14 protein-coding genes are annotated in these 15,878 nt (G+C 59.4%); 4 read left to right on the top strand and 10 right to left on the bottom strand.

All coding sequences use genetic code 11. The features are described 5' to 3' along the window. Nucleotides 1-3,069: a BPTD_3080 family restriction endonuclease gene (locus tag WKV53_RS08045; RefSeq protein WP_341404026.1), complete on the bottom strand. Its 3,069-nt coding sequence runs from the start codon at nt 3,067-3,069 to the stop codon at nt 1-3. A gap of 330 nt (nt 3,070-3,399) precedes the next feature. Between WKV53_RS08045 and WKV53_RS08040 the strand changes: the two genes are divergently transcribed. Continuing rightward, nucleotides 3,400-4,128, top strand: coding sequence for a hypothetical protein (locus WKV53_RS08040; protein ID WP_341404024.1), 729 nt, complete (start codon nt 3,400-3,402; stop codon nt 4,126-4,128). 105 nt (nt 4,129-4,233) lie between these two features. On the opposite strand, the gene WKV53_RS08035 is transcribed toward WKV53_RS08040, so the two are convergent. Continuing rightward, nucleotides 4,234-4,869, bottom strand: coding sequence for a recombinase family protein (locus tag WKV53_RS08035; RefSeq protein WP_341404023.1), 636 nt, complete (start codon nt 4,867-4,869; stop codon nt 4,234-4,236). Between the two features lie 198 nt (nt 4,870-5,067). Here WKV53_RS08035 and WKV53_RS08030 point away from each other — a divergent pair, with 198 nt between their 5' ends. Next, the gene (locus tag WKV53_RS08030) at nt 5,068-5,946 is read left to right on the top strand and encodes a hypothetical protein (RefSeq protein ID WP_341404022.1); all 879 of its coding nucleotides are present in this window, start codon (nt 5,068-5,070) and stop codon (nt 5,944-5,946) included. Nucleotides 5,947-6,200: 254 nt separating this feature from the next. Here the strand turns inward: WKV53_RS08030 and WKV53_RS08025 are convergent, their stop codons facing one another. The 5 genes from WKV53_RS08025 to WKV53_RS08005 all read right to left on the bottom strand — a co-directional run bounded on the left by WKV53_RS08025 (nt 6,201) and on the right by WKV53_RS08005 (nt 11,740). Further along, nucleotides 6,201-7,079, bottom strand: a complete 879-nt coding sequence (locus WKV53_RS08025) for a hypothetical protein (protein WP_341404020.1) — start codon at nt 7,077-7,079, stop codon at nt 6,201-6,203. 319 nt (nt 7,080-7,398) lie between these two features. Further along, nucleotides 7,399-7,965: a hypothetical protein gene (locus tag WKV53_RS08020; protein ID WP_341404018.1), complete on the bottom strand. Its 567-nt coding sequence runs from the start codon at nt 7,963-7,965 to the stop codon at nt 7,399-7,401. 196 nt (nt 7,966-8,161) lie between these two features. Next, a complete protein-coding gene (locus WKV53_RS08015) occupies nt 8,162-9,322 on the bottom strand; it encodes a hypothetical protein (protein WP_341404016.1) in 1,161 nt (386 codons plus the stop codon). Nucleotides 9,323-9,871: 549 nt separating this feature from the next. Beyond that, the gene (locus WKV53_RS08010) at nt 9,872-10,645 is read right to left on the bottom strand and encodes a 3-keto-disaccharide hydrolase (protein ID WP_341404014.1); all 774 of its coding nucleotides are present in this window, start codon (nt 10,643-10,645) and stop codon (nt 9,872-9,874) included. A gap of 102 nt (nt 10,646-10,747) precedes the next feature. Beyond that, complete coding sequence (locus WKV53_RS08005; protein ID WP_341404012.1) at nt 10,748-11,740, bottom strand: hypothetical protein; 993 nt, start codon at nt 11,738-11,740, stop codon at nt 10,748-10,750. Nucleotides 11,741-11,909: 169 nt separating this feature from the next. Between WKV53_RS08005 and WKV53_RS08000 the strand changes: the two genes are divergently transcribed. Together WKV53_RS08000 and WKV53_RS07995 are read left to right on the top strand one after the other, a co-directional pair. Then, nucleotides 11,910-12,623, top strand: a complete 714-nt coding sequence (locus tag WKV53_RS08000; RefSeq protein ID WP_341404010.1) for an outer membrane lipoprotein-sorting protein — start codon at nt 11,910-11,912, stop codon at nt 12,621-12,623. A gap of 51 nt (nt 12,624-12,674) precedes the next feature. After that, nucleotides 12,675-13,841, top strand: a complete 1,167-nt coding sequence (locus WKV53_RS07995) for an RsmB/NOP family class I SAM-dependent RNA methyltransferase (protein WP_341404008.1) — start codon at nt 12,675-12,677, stop codon at nt 13,839-13,841. Between the two features lie 9 nt (nt 13,842-13,850). On the opposite strand, the gene WKV53_RS07990 is transcribed toward WKV53_RS07995, so the two are convergent. The 3 genes from WKV53_RS07990 to WKV53_RS07980 all read right to left on the bottom strand — a co-directional run bounded on the left by WKV53_RS07990 (nt 13,851) and on the right by WKV53_RS07980 (nt 15,877). Beyond that, complete coding sequence (locus WKV53_RS07990) at nt 13,851-14,081, bottom strand: DUF2905 domain-containing protein (RefSeq protein WP_341404006.1); 231 nt, start codon at nt 14,079-14,081, stop codon at nt 13,851-13,853. A 9-nt stretch (nt 14,082-14,090) separates the two neighbouring features. Further along, the gene (locus WKV53_RS07985) at nt 14,091-15,023 is read right to left on the bottom strand and encodes a TIM barrel protein (RefSeq protein WP_341404004.1); all 933 of its coding nucleotides are present in this window, start codon (nt 15,021-15,023) and stop codon (nt 14,091-14,093) included. 62 nt (nt 15,024-15,085) lie between these two features. Beyond that, entirely contained in the window at nt 15,086-15,877 is a 792-nt protein-coding gene (locus WKV53_RS07980) for a cysteine peptidase family C39 domain-containing protein (RefSeq protein ID WP_341404002.1), read from the bottom strand. Nucleotide 15,878: the final 1 nt, after the last annotated feature.

The raw sequence follows: 15,878 nt of genomic DNA, 5'->3' as shown, positions 1-15,878 counted from the left end.
TCAGACGATCAGGTTCTGGGTTTCTCCTTCGCCCGCTGCGGCGAAGGCTTGGTCAAACTTGTCCTGAAGGAGCTTTTCGAAATCCTTCTCCATGGCGAAAACTTCGGTGAACTCGGCAAACGCCCATCGTCCATAGATGCCCAGGTTGTTGACCCCCGGAATCCAATAGGAGCGCATGGTGCTGGCCTTTTCCTTCGCGTCCTCTCCTCGGTAACCCTTAATTTCGATGACGAGGTTGAGCGGATTGTCAGGGCCTTTGCCGTCGTCGATGCGAAGGAGGAAGTCGGGAATGTAGCGATGAGTGTCCGCTCCCATGAGGTAGGGAACTTCCAAGCCGAGACCTTGGTTCTTTACGTAATAGAGCACCTCCTTGCGCGACTCCGCCACACGGGCGAACTCCGCCTCCCAGTCGGAGTCCGTCACCACGTAGTTCACGTGAGATCGGTCATGATTGGTGGCGTAGGTATCCTTGGAGGTGTTGAAGTTCACCGAGGATGTCGAACCGATGGGGTTGAAAGGATCGATGATGGCGAGAATCTTGTTCTCGCCAATGTGGGCGTCGGTGATGGCCTTTCGGATACGCTCGCAGGCCATGTCGGTAAGCGCCTTGTATTTGATCTGGGCGAGCTGGGTGCCGCCGACGAGCTTCAGGTAGCCGCCATCGAGCCACTCTCGGACGATGCGCTTGAGTTGGCCGAAGAGGTGCATCTTCGGCTCCTCGCCAGGATCGCGGAATTTGGTGAAGAGCAGGTGGCTGGTTAGTTCGTAGATCACGGTGCTTTTCCTCACTTCGGCGAGGTGATCGAGTGTGAGGTCAATCTGCTCTCCGATAATACCGGAGTTTAGAACCGTCGTGGACCCGACAAGCTTGGGGTCTAACACAAGGATGTGATCGTCGTTGAATTTGGCGCTTAGGCGCTCGGAGGGCAGTTCCGTCCGATATCCTTGGACACGGGGGAAGGTGATCTCCAAGGCATCGCGGTCGGGACGAACGGCATGGACTCGGACCGTCTCCTTGGGCGGTTTGGGATTCGCGACGACTGGCTTGGCGGTGAAATCGAAGGGAATGCCGAGGATGTCGGAGTACTCCACGTCGAAGAGTCCCTCTGAATTCAGCTCGTAGGATTGGCGGCGTAGGCCGCGACCAACGACCTGCTCGCACAGGAGCTGGGTGCCAAACGCTCGGACGCCAAGAATATGGGTGACCGTATTCGCGTCCCAACCTTCGGTAAGCATCGACACGGAGACGACGCAGCGGATCGATTCTCCCAAGCGCCCCTTCTTGCCGACCGTATTCATCACCTCCCGAAGGAGGTCCTGGTCTGAAAGGTTGCGACCGGCTTCTTGATCGCCGGTGCGCTCAACGATCTCACGGCGGAACTGGGCAATCTCATCGGCGGCAACTTCGTGGAAATTCGAGTCGAGGGAGTCACCGGATTCAAGCTGCACGGAGTCGATGAGCAGCGTTCGAGGTCGGGCGTGCGGTTGTCCGTGCTCGTCGTAGTTGCGGAATAACTCCAGCCGTCCCTCGTGGAATGAGGTTTTGCCGCTCTCTTCCCGCTCAAAGCCCGAAATGTAGTCGTAAACGAGCTTCGATGAAGAGGTGTTGTTGCAGACGACGATGAAGACGGGCGGAACCGAAATCCCGCGGTCGGCCCAAAGGTCATAGGTCTTCTTGTAGTGCCCGTAGAGAGCGTCGAGCGCAGTTGTGAGCTTGGGAGGGAGGGAAAGGGGATCGAGATTCTTTGCGCCGCGACGGCCTTTCGGCATCGATTTGCCGATGTGCTCCCAAAGGTTTCGGAGCATCGGCATTTCTTCACCAGGAACGTTGTCTGCAATGGGAATGCGCGGCAGCTTCACGATCCCGCACTCAATGGCGTCCATGAGCGAGAAGTCACTCATGACCCACGGAAAGAGCGTTCCTTCCCGATACCCGGAACCCGCAAGGAAGAACGGCGTGGCGGAGAGATCGTAAACTATTCGGACGCCGAGCTTTCGTTTCACGGCTTCAATGCCGGAAATCCAAAGCCGGGCGGCGGCGTTTTGCTGCTGGGCATCAGCCTTCTCGTCGCCTTTGAGGTCTTCTTCGGTGTCCTCGGCGTCAGCCCCAACGCGCTCCCGGTAGCAGTGGTGGGCCTCATCATTGAGGACCACGACGTTTTTCATCCCCATCAGCTCGCCCATGACCCGCTGAACCATTTGGCCCTCGGTCTCCTTGGTCTGAAGCTCGGGGCCGCGCCCTTGGAGCAGGCTTTTGCCGCCGGCCGAGAGGTTGATGCGCTCGCGGAGTTTGAAGGCGTGATAGTTGGTAATGACGATCTTGGCCTTGGCGATGTCACCCAGCATGTCGCGAGGCACAATCTCCCGGCTCGCGTAGTAGCTCTCCATATCGCTTGGGAGCAAGACGCGCAGCCGGTCTTTGATCGTGATCCCCGGCGTGACGATCAGGAAGCCACGCGAGTAGAGCTTGCTGGAAGGATGGCGGACGGCGTTGACCGTCTGCCAAGCGATGAGGAGGGCCATCACCGTGGTTTTCCCGGCTCCCGTAGCGAGCTTCAGCGCGATACGGAAGAGTTCCGGATTGGCGTCCGCGTTGGCGGCTTCCAAATAGCGGCGAAACTTCTTTCCCTGCTCCAACTTTGGCGCGACCTCGGCGAGCCAGATGGCAGTCTCCACGGCCTCGATCTGGCAGAAGAATGGACGGACGCCTTCAAACGGATGGTGACGCCAGTGTTGGAGTAGCCGTTGGGTTTCGGGGGTGACACCCCAGTCCTTTGGGTTCGGGAGCTTCCGCCATCGGTCGATGTAGCCCCGCATCTCGTTGATGATCGAAGTGGGGTCATACAGCTCACCGTCCACGGAAATGCCCTTCGGTCCGCCGAAGAGGTCCGGGGTCTCCTCCTTAGCCTTCTTCTTCTTAGGCTTGGGAACCGGGGTGATGTAGGAGCATTCCCGCCGCTTTTCCGTAATCCGGTTCGTCGGCTGGCCGTCCGAATCGAGCTCCCAATGCCTGCCGGGGTAGTTGTAGGGGGAGTTAAGGATGGGCTTTTCGAAGAAATTCTCAGGCATTCGGATGCTAGACCTAGATTGGGGAGGATTGGGCGACTTGGGGTCACCCGCTATGACAGGGGAACACCTAACCGTTTTGGGGGTGCCGAGTCTATCCGATTGTGTGGCGGAAAGCGACATCGGGTGACACGTTGTGGCCGCCGGTTGCGGTGCATCGCAGGGTGAGAATTTTTTTGCTTGGGATGGGGATGATCGAGGGCTCCCGTCGGGGAGGAGAGCCCCCCCCCCGGTGGCGTATCTGGCTGCTTGCCAGGATAGCTCGGACACGTGCCTAGCCGGTGAACCCGACGGAGGGAACGGCTCAGGGGCTATGGGTCGGGAAGATTGCTGATGACCTCCAACATTCCATCCATAGCGACATCGACCAACCTCGCGGAATACTTCGCCGCTGGAGGCTGCGAGAATGAAACAAACCTGCGGATCGTCCAGAAGCTGGTCAGCCGTGAGGTCTACTACTGCGTGTCCTCGTTGGTTTCGACCGTGGCCAAGGTTGCCGGTGATCGCGGCGGATTCGGGGATACCGATTACGACGAAATCCTCGACCTGTGCCGGGGCATTCCCGACCATGAGGAAGCCGCTCGGGTGGAGGGGTGGAGCAGGGCAGATGACCTCCTCTCCGCCGTCATGGAGGAAGGCCACGCCTCCAAACTACATGCCCTGTATGACGAGGTCATTGGCGAGCCTGACAACTACCCGGCGCTCGATGTGATCGGGCAGGAACTTCGGGATCGAAACACTGCTTCATTCCTCAAGCTCACCGAACACCGTGGGACGTGGGTCGCTGAGGAATCTCATGCCGATACGTGGGAGGACCTGTGTAGCGACGAGAGCATCGATCCCAGCGAGTCGGAAGTCTTCGAGCATTGGATCGTAAGCTCGTGGGCCAAGCGCACTCTCGCCAATCATGGCGAACGCGTCGGCGACATCGAAGGCATGACGGTATGGGGCAGATGCACGACGGGCCAGTCAATCTCCCTCGACCGGGTCTGGCATGAGATCGCGGCGGAAATGCAAATCCTCCAAGGACAAGCCAACGACTGGTCCGCAAAGCGTCGATAGGCCCGCACACACTCTCACCCGTAGCCTGCAACCCGTCACCTGCTTCCTTCAACGGAAAGCGGGTGACGGGTTTCTCGTTTTAGGAAGCGGGTTACAGGTCGCACCTCACCCATCCCCGTGTAGGGCTGCCTTCACTCGCTGCACGGTAGAGATTCCTTTTCCCGTGATCTTTGCGGTATTGCGGATCGAGTGCCCCTCGCGGAGGCGGCGACGAATGTCCTGATGCTTGGCTAGGAACTCCGCTGATTCGAGCGAGCTACCGAGCGGTCGCCCGATCTTGCGCCCTTTACGGCGTGCCTCCGCCAGCCCGGATTTGATGCGCTCGGAAAGCGTCTCAACCTCCGCCCGTGCCATCTCCGCGAGCAGTGCGAACATGATCGCGGCGGCCGGGTTCCGCTTGCCGTTGGGGAGCAGGGTTTCGATTCCCTGTTGGTGCCAGTAGAGCGAGACTCCAAGCTCTTCGAGCGTCTCAACGAACGCATGGGCCACGCTGTTGCGACGGGCTAGGCGAGTGACTTCGTGGACCAGCACCTTTCTCACCGCACCAGTGCGGACAAGCTCTTCGACTCGATGCAGTCCGTGACGAGCGGCATGGCTCGCCTTGCCGGAGACTTCCTCCCGGCAGACCTCTATGATCTCGTAGCCCTTGGCGAGGGCATAGGCGGAAAGCTCCGACACTTGACGGTCGGTCTCCTGCTTGGCGGTTGAGACTCGGACTAGGATTGCGACGGGAATGATCATCCCATCGTATGCCGTCCCATAGTGTTCAGGAAATCATGTGATTTCCCGGATACACTTAGGACGGCGACAGAAAGCCGTCGTTGACGGTGGATTTGATTGAGATTCCACCAAACCGTTTTTTGAATACAGGCAGCCACCGCTTCGAGGCGAATTCCAATGCAGTGACTAAAGGATTCAACCACAGAGCGCATCCCAACCATGAGCATTCCCTCTGGAAATCGCAATCTCCCCAGCAGCCGCGATAAGAGCGTCAACGCTCTCCAACCAGTTGACGCGGCCCGCATCGAGCAATGCTTGAACGAAAGCGACGACTTCGCGTTCGAGATGGAGGTTCTTTACGCCATCCGCCAAGCCAACCTCAATAAAATCCACCCCGAAGCCGAACACGGCGGAACCTATCGGGACCCTGTTACTGGCTTGCCTCGTCAATTCGACATCCGGGTAAAAGTTGCCCGCACTGACTTGGGACATCAAGCCAAGTACTTCATCCGTCTGGCGATTGAATGCAAACGCTTGACCGACCAAGCCCCCCTCGTGATTGCGCGCTCGACTCGTGCGCAGAAGGAGACAGGCAACCTTTTAATCCGCTCCTGCTACCTAGACTCCAATGTGACTCGCGCCGAAGTTAAACGAACCCTACAGTCCATGTACCGATCTGGAACGCCGGTGGGTCGATCCGCGGTGCAAATCCGATCCGATAAGAATCGGCCTGACGGCGATGGCGAAATTTACGGGAAATGGGCTCAAGCGTTGGCCTCTGTTAGTGATCTGATCTGGGAGGGCGGACGGGATGCGTGTGGTCCAGCAATTCGAGTTTCCTACTCGATGCCGATGGCCTGCTTGGTAGTTCCCAATGGCACTTTATGGGCCGTGGATTATGATTCGGAAGGAACCCGCTCAGCTCCCCCGATCCAAGTCGACGAAGTCGAGTTCTACGTGGCGAGGCGATACGAGGAGGACGGCATGGATTTTTCGCTCTCGCACCTTCATATCCTAACCACTCGTGGCCTTGTTTCGCTTCTGGAGAATCGACTCTCCGAAACCGAATTCTGGGTGGATCATTTTCCGCAAGAGTGAAGGGCTTTCCCAGATCAAACCGGAGCCATGGAGCTTACGGATCGTTTCTCCACTGTAGTCACACAGCGGCATGGAGAAGCCATTCTTGCCATCGTTCCGACTCTAGGATCGACGAAGACACGTCCCCACGGTTTGGCAAACTTTCGAACCCGACAAGCGCATAGGACTCTTCTGACGAATCTCTTCTGGAGCTTCCGATGGCTTGCTCGCCTGCTCCGATCTCTTCGCTACAGCCTCTCTTTGGAGGATTGGCGTTACGCTCTAATGACGACGACCGAAAAGGCCGCCAAAATAGGCATGCAATAAACCCAACCAACCTTCGCTGCCGAGCCAAAGTCCTTCTTGCCCCGAATCTCTGCGTTGAGGCCCCAAACAACGAGGGCGACGATTCCACCCATGAGAGCGGAGCCAATCATCCCTCCGATCGCGTATGGGATTACGAGCCCTCCACTATAGGTGGAGATCGCTTGCAGAAAACAGATGGCTGCGGTGATCAGCAACGAGACCACATAGGGGGACGTGGGATCAGTAGTGCCCGTATAAACCGGGTAATGAGGTCGAGACGTAGTCACCGTTGACTCAGGGGTGTCGTCAGAAGCGTCCATGGATGGAGATTCCAACGCCGACGAGGTGGCTTCGATCTCCGAGATTTGTGGCAGCGATGGGCCTTCCAACGCATCCGGTAGCACCACTCCGATTTCTTCCGATGTCGCGGTCCGGGGTGAAATCGCCCCTACGTCAGTCAACTCTGCTGCACCCTTACCTTTCAAACCATTCGCTTTTGGGTCGGAGTTCTTGCCATTTATCAGGTCCTCACGGGAGGCTGTTTCGGCTTTCTCTCTTTCTCTCGTCAGAACCGAAACCGCCAAGTTCACTATGGCAAGCAGGCAGCCCCAGCCGACAACCTGCAATCCAAGCTGCCCATAATTCACCCTCTCCATAAAGGGGCCACCCATGAATTCAGGTGACGAAAACAAAAAGCGATAACCACTGGGAATCGCCCGAATCACAACACCCGAATCGCGATTGATCAAAACTCTCTCGAAAGGAGGAAAGCAGATCATCGTCAGCAGCACGATGAGCCCTGCGATTATCACCATCTTGATGCGGGAGTTCTTCAGGGAATCGTTCATGGGAAGGACCTTCAAGGTGTCCTTCCTCTGGTGGACGGGGAGTTGATAAGCTGCCGTGAGACAGCCGCAACGGCCTTTAGTCGCCCCGTGGGGAGACCTGGACATGCGCCGCCGCCTCCCCGGCCATTTGGCCAGTTTGGCGGCATTGTTGCGGTCAATGCCGACCGCTCACGGTCAGGGTTATCAAGCCCTCGCCCATCTGTGGATGGACGAGAACAGGGGAACTTGAGTTGCGTTGAATGGCAAGAAGCAATGTGGCACGTTCCGTAAGGCTTCCGCGTGGAGAGCGAGAATCTTTCTCACAGTTCCGCACTGCGGTTTAGCCCACTTGAAGGATCAGGCGGTGCATCATGGCCATCTCCTCCTGACGCTTCTCTTCCGTTGCAAATCCATCCGCCACATTGGCCCGCCAGCAAGCATCGTAGAGTCGCATTAGCTCATTCCCGGCCGGCGAAAGCACGCCTCGGTAAAGGTGCCATTTTCCACTCTCTAACGCATCGCCAGCAGTATTCCCGGCAAACTGAAGAGCCACCTGTCTTGGCGTCACTTCGCCAAGTCGAATCTGTTTTCGGATCGTGTCCGCCTGTGCTTTTATAGCTGCTGCGACAATTGGTAGGATGGACCGAACTGCTGGATACTCTTCCCCGAGTTGCGCCAGTTCCTGGACCACTTCAACGAGAGCACGGCCAGCAGCGTTCTTGATGATGGAGTAGACTTTTCGCGCGCACCAGAAGCTTCCCCACGCCCTTGCAACCGTGAATGCCGTTCCTCCAAGAGTGCCCAGCAGCCAAGGCTTGAAGCTAATGGCTGCCAGGACGGCTTCCAGAGCCACATTGAGAATGATGAAAACGAGAGCGCCGCAGAACCAGGCAATGGCGATTTTCATGAGGAGGGATGGCGACTAGCTTTGCCATCGACTCTGGTTCCGTCCAGAAGTTTCAAGGTCCGGACATTTATGGAATTCCTCATAAGGCTCCGTGAGCAAAGGCCTTGCTGGGATGCGCCTGCACCCCCTCGATTGGTTCTCAATGGCTGCGACCCATCTGCCGCTCCCCAAAGCAAACCAACTGGTAATCAGGAAATCAGGCAGTCGGAGGATGAAGCGCAAAGAATGCTTTCGCGTTAGCCTTGGTGACATTTGAGCTGATGTATCGGCGGAATGTCGTGTGGCTGCCAACGTGATGACCGCAGATCATCTGTACCTTGGTGTAGTCGAGGACGAGGCAGCCGTAGCTACAAAACGAATCCCGCAGGGCGTTTGGGTATTTGTCCCCCCAGGATTCCCCTTCGGCCAAACAGAGCTGTTCTCGGAGCGACTCCACCAGCCCCAGCCAATGCCCTTCACGGCGGGCACGTGCTCCGCCGACCGTCTTGCGCCGTGGGCGACCATGGGCGTCCGCAAAGGCCAGCCATTTTCCAAGGCCGGGGACGTCCTCGAACGAGATGCGTCGGGATTTGCCGATCTTGCTGATCTCGGCCGGCACGAAGACGTGATCCTCCTTGAGGCAATCCCAGGTCAAATTTGCAGCCTCCTTGTCCCGCATGCCGCAAAGCGCCTTGAGCACCAGAAAATGCGCGAGGTGGAATTGAGGCGCGGTCTGGAGAATCAGCTCAATAAGGTCGGGGGCGAGAACATGAATGGATTCACCCGTCTCCTTCTTAATCGTGGAACGAAGGTCTTTCGATGCGATCTCGCGGATTTGCACCGGCAGAGAATGAGGCACCAGATCGCGCTTTGCGAGGTGGCGGAAGAACGTTCCCAGAGCATTCCGATGGTTTAGGAAGGTTCGGTGAGCGGGTGGCTCGCCAGTCTTTGCGGCGTATCGAGCGGCCCAATCGTCGAGTTCTCTCGTTGCCAATCGAAGGCCGGATTCGAGACTGGTGAATGAACCGAGACGTTCATTTTGGAGGAAGGGCTTGAGTTCGTTCTCGTAAACCCGAGCGGCTCCACGGGCCAGCGTCTCCTCCGACCAGTTCCGGCGATGGCGGAATTCCGGGTAAAAGCTCCACAATGGTTCGTGGTCCTGAGCTGGCTTGAATCGGTGTAGAGCCTCCTCCAGTAGACGGCGAATCTGATGTTCGTCGAGGTTCTTCTCGAAGAGCGCGTTGAGAGCGAATCGTTGGAGGTAGTCTTGCACACGCGGGGGGATTTCCAGCGTCCGCCTTCCGAACTCTCGAAGTCGTGTGGACTCTTCTTCGCCCCATTTTGCCGCATCCTCCTCGGTGGAGAAGTCGCGCTTCACCGCTTTCCCTTTGCCTGTTAGTCGGTTGGAGATTCGGGCTCGCCAGTAACGGTGCCCCTTGGACTCAACGGATCGGACAGTGAAATCGTTCGCCATAACGGAGGCTTTATCCGACCCAGAGTCTCCGGCAATCGAATAAGTGTCGGAAAAATGAACCCCTCAACCCGACGCAATTCCGACGCAAAACTCTCGAAAACATACCGCAATTCGAGGCTATTTTGCGCACTATTGAATCGCGATAGTGCTCTTACAAAGAACGATATAAGGTGTTTTTCGGCTACTTTCGACGACGCGAGGTCACATTTGTCGCACCTATTCGAGTCCCGTCCGCTCCGCCACTCTTTTACGAGTGGCCAAAGGTTAAAAGCCGCCCTTCGGGGCGGCTTTCTTTTTGTCTGCGATCCGGGTTCGGACGGGACTAGCCGGGAGCTTTCCGGATGACGAGATCGAAGGCAGCAACCGCTTCGCGACTCTTATGTCACCCAGATCACAGGGTTCGCATGGGCCGCCTCCGACTGCTTGTCCTGACGTGAGTGGGAGGCGGAACTCTTACTCCGCTTTCAGCTCTAGCACCTCGATATTCCGGAACTCGACGGGGTGGCTTTCGGATTGGAGGCTGACGTAGCCCTCGGTGAGTTCATTGCTGCCCAGCGCCTCGACGAGCGGCTTCGCGTCGGGGTCGTTTTCGTCGAGCTTGGTGTCGGTGTATTCGAAGACAATCTTGCCGTTGATGAGGTGCTTGATGAGCTTGCTACCGTGGACTTCGGCCTCGGCCTTGACCCATTCGCCGAGCGGCTTGGTAGGCTCCTGGGAATTGATGCAGTGGGTCTTGTTCACCTTGTCACCGATGGTGATGTAGGTGCCGGGCGTGCAGAGGTTGCCGGTGGTTTTCACGCCATTTCCGGCACCGAGGAGTTGGAACTCGAGGGAGGCGGGGAATTCCTGATCCTTGCCCATGGTCTTGGGATCCTGACAATGCAGCATGATCCCGGAGTTCTGGGTGGCCCAGCCGGGACCGCCTTTCACTTGGTCGCCGATGAAGCGGTATTCGAGGCGGATCTTATAGTTCGAGAGCTTGGTCTTGTAGAACAGATGTCCGAAGGCGTCTCCCCAGCCGTCGTAGTTTTTGTAGTCCACCCGGATGACGCCGTCCGCGACGACGAAGGTCTGCTTCGGGTCTTCGCCGAACGCGAAGCCGCGGATCTTCGGCGTCCAGCCATCGAGGTCCTTGCCGTTGAAAATGGAGGTCCATTTCTCGTCCTGCCCGGAGGCGCAGGAAATCAGCAGGGCGGCGAGGACGGCGAAGCGCAGGGGCGTTTTCATGGATGATGAAAACGGGAAACGCACGCCGCCCAGGGGATGTTGCTCCGGGTCCGGGGATCAGGCTGAATCGCTAGCAGCGACTCAAGTTTCGCCCGCTCTCGCTCAGGCTTCCTCGCGGAATGCCTCGGCGCGGCCCTTGCTGATGCAGCCGTTGAGCCAGCCGATGAGTTGATGCACTTCATCGCTCTCGCGGCGGAGGCCATCGAGTGCTTGCCAGTCGATGTGCTGGCGGGTGTGCGGCGCGGCGATGCGGTCGATTTTCAGCCGGTCCATCAAGGCTTCCGTTTCGCGCGGATGGGCATTGAGGATATTGGCTGCACGCGGAAGGTCATCCAGCGCCGCGGCGTCGAGGCCGAAGGAAATCACTCCGACGCCGAAGATGGCATTCAGGCGGCGCAGGCCATCGGCGAGCGCCTCGTCCTGAACCGGTGCGGCGTAGATCAGCTCGCTGCCCTGTGCCCACATCGAGGAGGACAGTGCCTGGAAGAAGTCTTCACGGAAGCTGGCCAGCGACGGATGGATGCGCAGCCGGGCCGCTTGCAGGCGGAATGGCGGGAGGCCGAGGCGCTGCTTCAGCGAAAGCATCGTGGGATCGAGCGCGAGCTCCTCGTCCGGGGCGTCGCCGGTTTCCCAGTCGACCAGCACCACCTCCGGGTATTTCCAAAGATTTCCCAGCGGGGCGCCCTGCGCGAAGGCCTGGCGGAAAGTATATGGGAAGCGGCCATTGACCTCGTAGTAACGGGTCACCACCGCGCGGAACTTGCGCAGGCGCTCCAGAGCGAGGTCGACCGCTTCGTGGTCGGCGCTCAGGTCATCGAGCCGGCCTTGGCTCAGGGAAAGCAGCTCTTGGGCACCGGTCAGCGCCGGCACCGGGGCGGAGCGGCGGTAGTAGCCCTGGCCCTTTTCCACCTTGGCGATCGGCGAGGCCGGATCGCAGGACATGATGGAGAAATGGTAGCGCAGCGAGGCATCCGAATAAGCGCCATTGAGTTGCAACCGTGCGAGCCGGATGAGCTCGGTCCCCTTGATGGCTTCCGATGGGTTGCTCGGGAGAAGGGGAGGAAGGATTTCCGTAAGCTGGGTGCGGAGGCTCATGGGGTTTTGGGACGGTCCTTTCGGGCGTGCAGGATTCCACTTCGCCGCCCCGTCCGGCAGCAAGTCCCTAATGTCACGATTTTGAAAAATCCGGTCATGCAGGGCCGCTGTTTTTGTGAATCTTTCCCGAACTTGCGGGAGAGCCGTTTTGACTGCACCCTTGTCGCGCATGAAAGCCATCGCCGCCCTCCTCTTTTCCTCCGTCACTGCCGTCGCTCCGCTCCACGCCCAGCAGCCGGACGCGGCCGCGATGGTGCGGTCGATCCGGCTTTCGGCGACGCTCCAGCAGATGGACCTGAATGGCAGTGTGGAGAAGGACGGCGGGCCGAAGGCGGCGGTTAGCCTGTTCGTTCGCCAGGGCAACATGCAGTTCCAGATCGCTGGCCAGAAGCCCTTCCACATCCGCATGGGGGATGAGGACGCCGAGCTTCTGGAGATCACCGACGCCAAGGGCAACTTCAAGAAATTCCCTGTGAGTCGTCTGTCAGAGCCGGTCGCTGGCACCGATGTCAGCTACGAGGACCTGACGTTGCGGTTCCTTTACTGGAAGAAGGCCACGTTTGCCGGGGAAGAAAAAGCCAATGGCGAGGATTGCTATAAGATCCGCCTGGATAACACTGATGGCAACGGAGCCTACGGCGTCGTCTACGTCTGGGTTCATAAAAAATACGGAGCCTTCTGGCAGATCCGCGCCCACGATAGGAAGGGCGTCCCGCTGAAGGAATTCCAGGTCAACTCGGTGATGAAGCTGCCGGATGACAAAGGCTACACGATCAAGGAAATGCGGGTGAATGCCCTGGATGCGGAGTCCCGGACCAAATCGATCACCTACCTGCGCTTTGAGAAGCCAGCACCGGCCGCGCCGAAGGGGCGGGGACATTAAGTTGCTGATTCGGGATTGTCCGCGTGACCTTGCGGAGACCATCGTCCTGCCGTGAGGATTCACCGGATGTTGGCGGAGAGCGCGGCGGGGGTGCTGGCGCAGGTTTTCAATGAGGGCCGCGTGCTGGATCGCGAGCTTGACGGGCTCTTTCGTGCCAATCCGAAGTGGGGCAAGCGCGACCGTGGCTTTATTGCGGAGACTGCTTTCGAGGTGACCCGTTGGCGGCGGGCGCTGGGCTTCCTTGCCGGCGATGAGTCCATCGAGGCGCTGTGTGCCGTGCAATGGGTCCGCAGCGGATTCGAGGTGCCGGAGTGGTGGCCGAGTCATCCTGATGAGATCAGTTCCCGCGAGGCGGAGCTTTCCGGTCAGCCGCGGGCAATCCGCGAGTCGATTCCGGACTGGCTGGATGAACTCGGAGAGCGCGAGCTGGGGGATGCCTGGGGCAGGGAAGTGGCGGCACTGAATCGGCGCGCGCCTGTTTTCCTCCGCGTGAATCGCCTGCGGATGGAGGTGGGTGAAGCCATCGCGTGGTTGGGCTCGCACGGGATCGAAGCGAGCCGTGTGGAAGGCACGCATGATGCGCTGGTGTTGCCTGCCGGGAAGACCTTGCCGAAGCCTCTCGCCGCGGAAGGGCTGGTGGAAATCCAGGATGCCGGTTCGCAGCGGATCGCACCGCTGTTGGATCTGGAGCCGGGGATGCGGGTCATCGACGCCTGTGCCGGTGCGGGTGGGAAGGCGCTTCATCTCGCAGCGCTGCTGCAGAGCAAGGGAGAGATCGTGGCGATGGACATTTCCACGGCGAAGCTGAGTGAACTCCGCCGCCGGGCATCGCGTGCCGGGACGCGGATCATTCGCACCGAGATGTGGCGGGAGGACACGCTGAAGCGTTACGCCGGTTGGGCGGATCGGGTGCTCATCGATGCGCCGTGCTCCGGCCTTGGCACCCTGCGCCGCCAGCCGGATCTCAAGTGGCGGCTCACCGCGCCGTCGCTGGAGAAAACGAAGCGCCTTCAGAGGCGAATGCTGGATCACTATCCGGAACTTCTCCGTCCCGGTGGGAAGTTCGTCTATGCGACGTGCTCGGTGCTGCCGTCGGAGAATGGCGGGCAGCTTCGCAATCTCGTGGAACGTGATGCGCGGCGGGCAATCGAGCAGGAACTAACGGTTTCTCCGGCGGAGACTGGGTGGGATGGGTTCTACGCGGCGCGGTTGGGTTGAGAAGCTGGGTCACCCAAAGAACTTCCGGATTAAAGCAAGCAGGCCACTGAGCGCCACGCTCGCCAGCAGACAGGTCACCACCGGAAAGTAGAAGCTGCCCTTGTCGCCTTCCACGCGGATGTCGCCGGGTAGGCGGCCGAGCCATGAGAGCCAGCCTTTTCCGCCGGCGAACCACAGCACGGCACCGATCACCGCGAGACCGAGTCCCGCGAAGACAAGCATGCGACCGGCGTTTTCCATGCCCATGCCTTACGATCCCGCGAAGGCCTTGCGGAGCAAGTCCAGACTCTTCGGAATCGCGGTCAGCGGGTCCTCCTTGCCCTCGAATTCCAGCGAGACGTAGCCCTTGTAGTTGGCGTCCCGCATGATCTTGGCGATGCGCGTGTAATCGAGATCCAGCGTGTACCAGACGCCGCCGCCGTAGTAAGTCTTGGCCTGCATCAGCACGGTATCCGGCGCGAGCTTGGTGAGGCGATCATACGGGTCTTCGAGGAAATTGCCGGTATCCAGCGTGACGCGAAGCCACTTGGAATCGATGGTGTCCACCACGCGCTTCACGCCTTCCGGAGTGACGCCGAGGCCCCAGTGGTTTTCGAGGCCGAGGGTAACGCCGCACTTCTCCGCCACAGGGACGATCTTCTGGTAGGACTCGATCACCCACTTGTAGGCGTCCTCCTCGGTGTAGCCTTCCAGCGGTTGCTCGACGCCGCGCTTGGCCATGAGGTCATCGAAGTCCTTCGAGGTGCCCCAAGTGCCGGAGTTCACGCGCATCGTCGGGATGCCGAGCGCATAGGCCTGCTCGATGCAATCGGTGGTGAGCTTGATCTGCGCCTCACGCTTCTCCTTGTCCGGCGAGAGGAAGCCCTGGTGGGTCGAGTAGCCCATGAGATCGAGGCCTAACAGAAACGCGTGGCGCTTGATCTTCTGCAGCTCGGCATTGTCGGTGGAGGCGAGCTGGCGCTGGAGGATTTCGAAGCCATCGAAGCCCATTCGCGCCGTGTGATCCAGACAGGTCGGGATGTCCTTCAGGGCTTCACGTTGGAAACCCCAGAACGAATACGAGGACACGCCGATGCGGTTCGCGGGATAGACCGGCTTCGGGATTGCTTCCTGAGCTTGAGCGGGCAGGGCGGACGTGGCTCCGGCGAGCGCTCCCGTGGCAAGGAAATGGCGGCGGTTCATGATGGCGCGATGCATCATGATTTCTGGGGAAAAGCAAGACGGGAGGCGAATCGGCGAGCGATTCAGTGCTCCTTCTGCACCGACATGAAGAACGGCTCGAACGCGACCCACTTGAGGAAGTCCTTCACCGGCCTGTGGAAGCGGCCACCCAAAGGATCGATGTAGTGGATCTCGCCGTTTTCGATTTCGAGCAGGGCGATGAAGTGCCCGGCCGTTTTGCTGCCGGTGCCGAGGATGCCGGGCAGGTCTTCCTTGGCGGGCAATCCATCCGGTGCGAGGAAGCGCACGCGATAGCCGCGATGTCGCAGCGTGCGGGCGAGATGCCAGGCCTCAGTGCTGCTTTGTGAGGTCCATGCGTCGCGTGCCAGATCGCGTTCGGTCACTTGCTTGTCGCCGAGGAAGCGCAGGATATTGGCAGCACTTGCGGGACCGCAGGTGACCATGGAGCTTTGGTAGCAGACATCGCCTTCCCAACGCTCTTCCAAGGTCGTGGTATCGAGCGGGCGGAAGACGGGCTTGAGAAAGGGGAGTGCCAGCAAGAAGGCACCGGCGGCGGTGGGAACGGACTTCAACAGCTTGGGCAGCAGATTCCGCCACGCTCCGGCCGCAGCTCCAAACAGGGCGAGAAAGCCCTCACCGAAGCTTAGCGAGCGGAGCTGATAGAGAAGGGGCGGCTCGGGCAGCCAGTGGACATAGTAGAGGGCGAACCAAGCGCCGGGCAGGCATAGGAGGGTGAGCACGATGGCCGCGGTCACTTGCACGCCACGGCTCTTCTGGTCCGTGAGTTTCCATGCGAGCACGTGCAGCGCGATGAAGGCCGCTGCCACCAAGCCGAAGACGAGCGGTGCGCTCATG

Source organism: Luteolibacter sp. Y139, assembly GCF_038066715.1.
In the GTDB taxonomy this organism is placed as follows: domain Bacteria; phylum Verrucomicrobiota; class Verrucomicrobiia; order Verrucomicrobiales; family Akkermansiaceae; genus Haloferula; species Haloferula soli.
The sequence above is the reverse complement of the archived record's forward strand: the minus strand, read 5'-3'. Positions and strand labels throughout refer to the sequence as shown.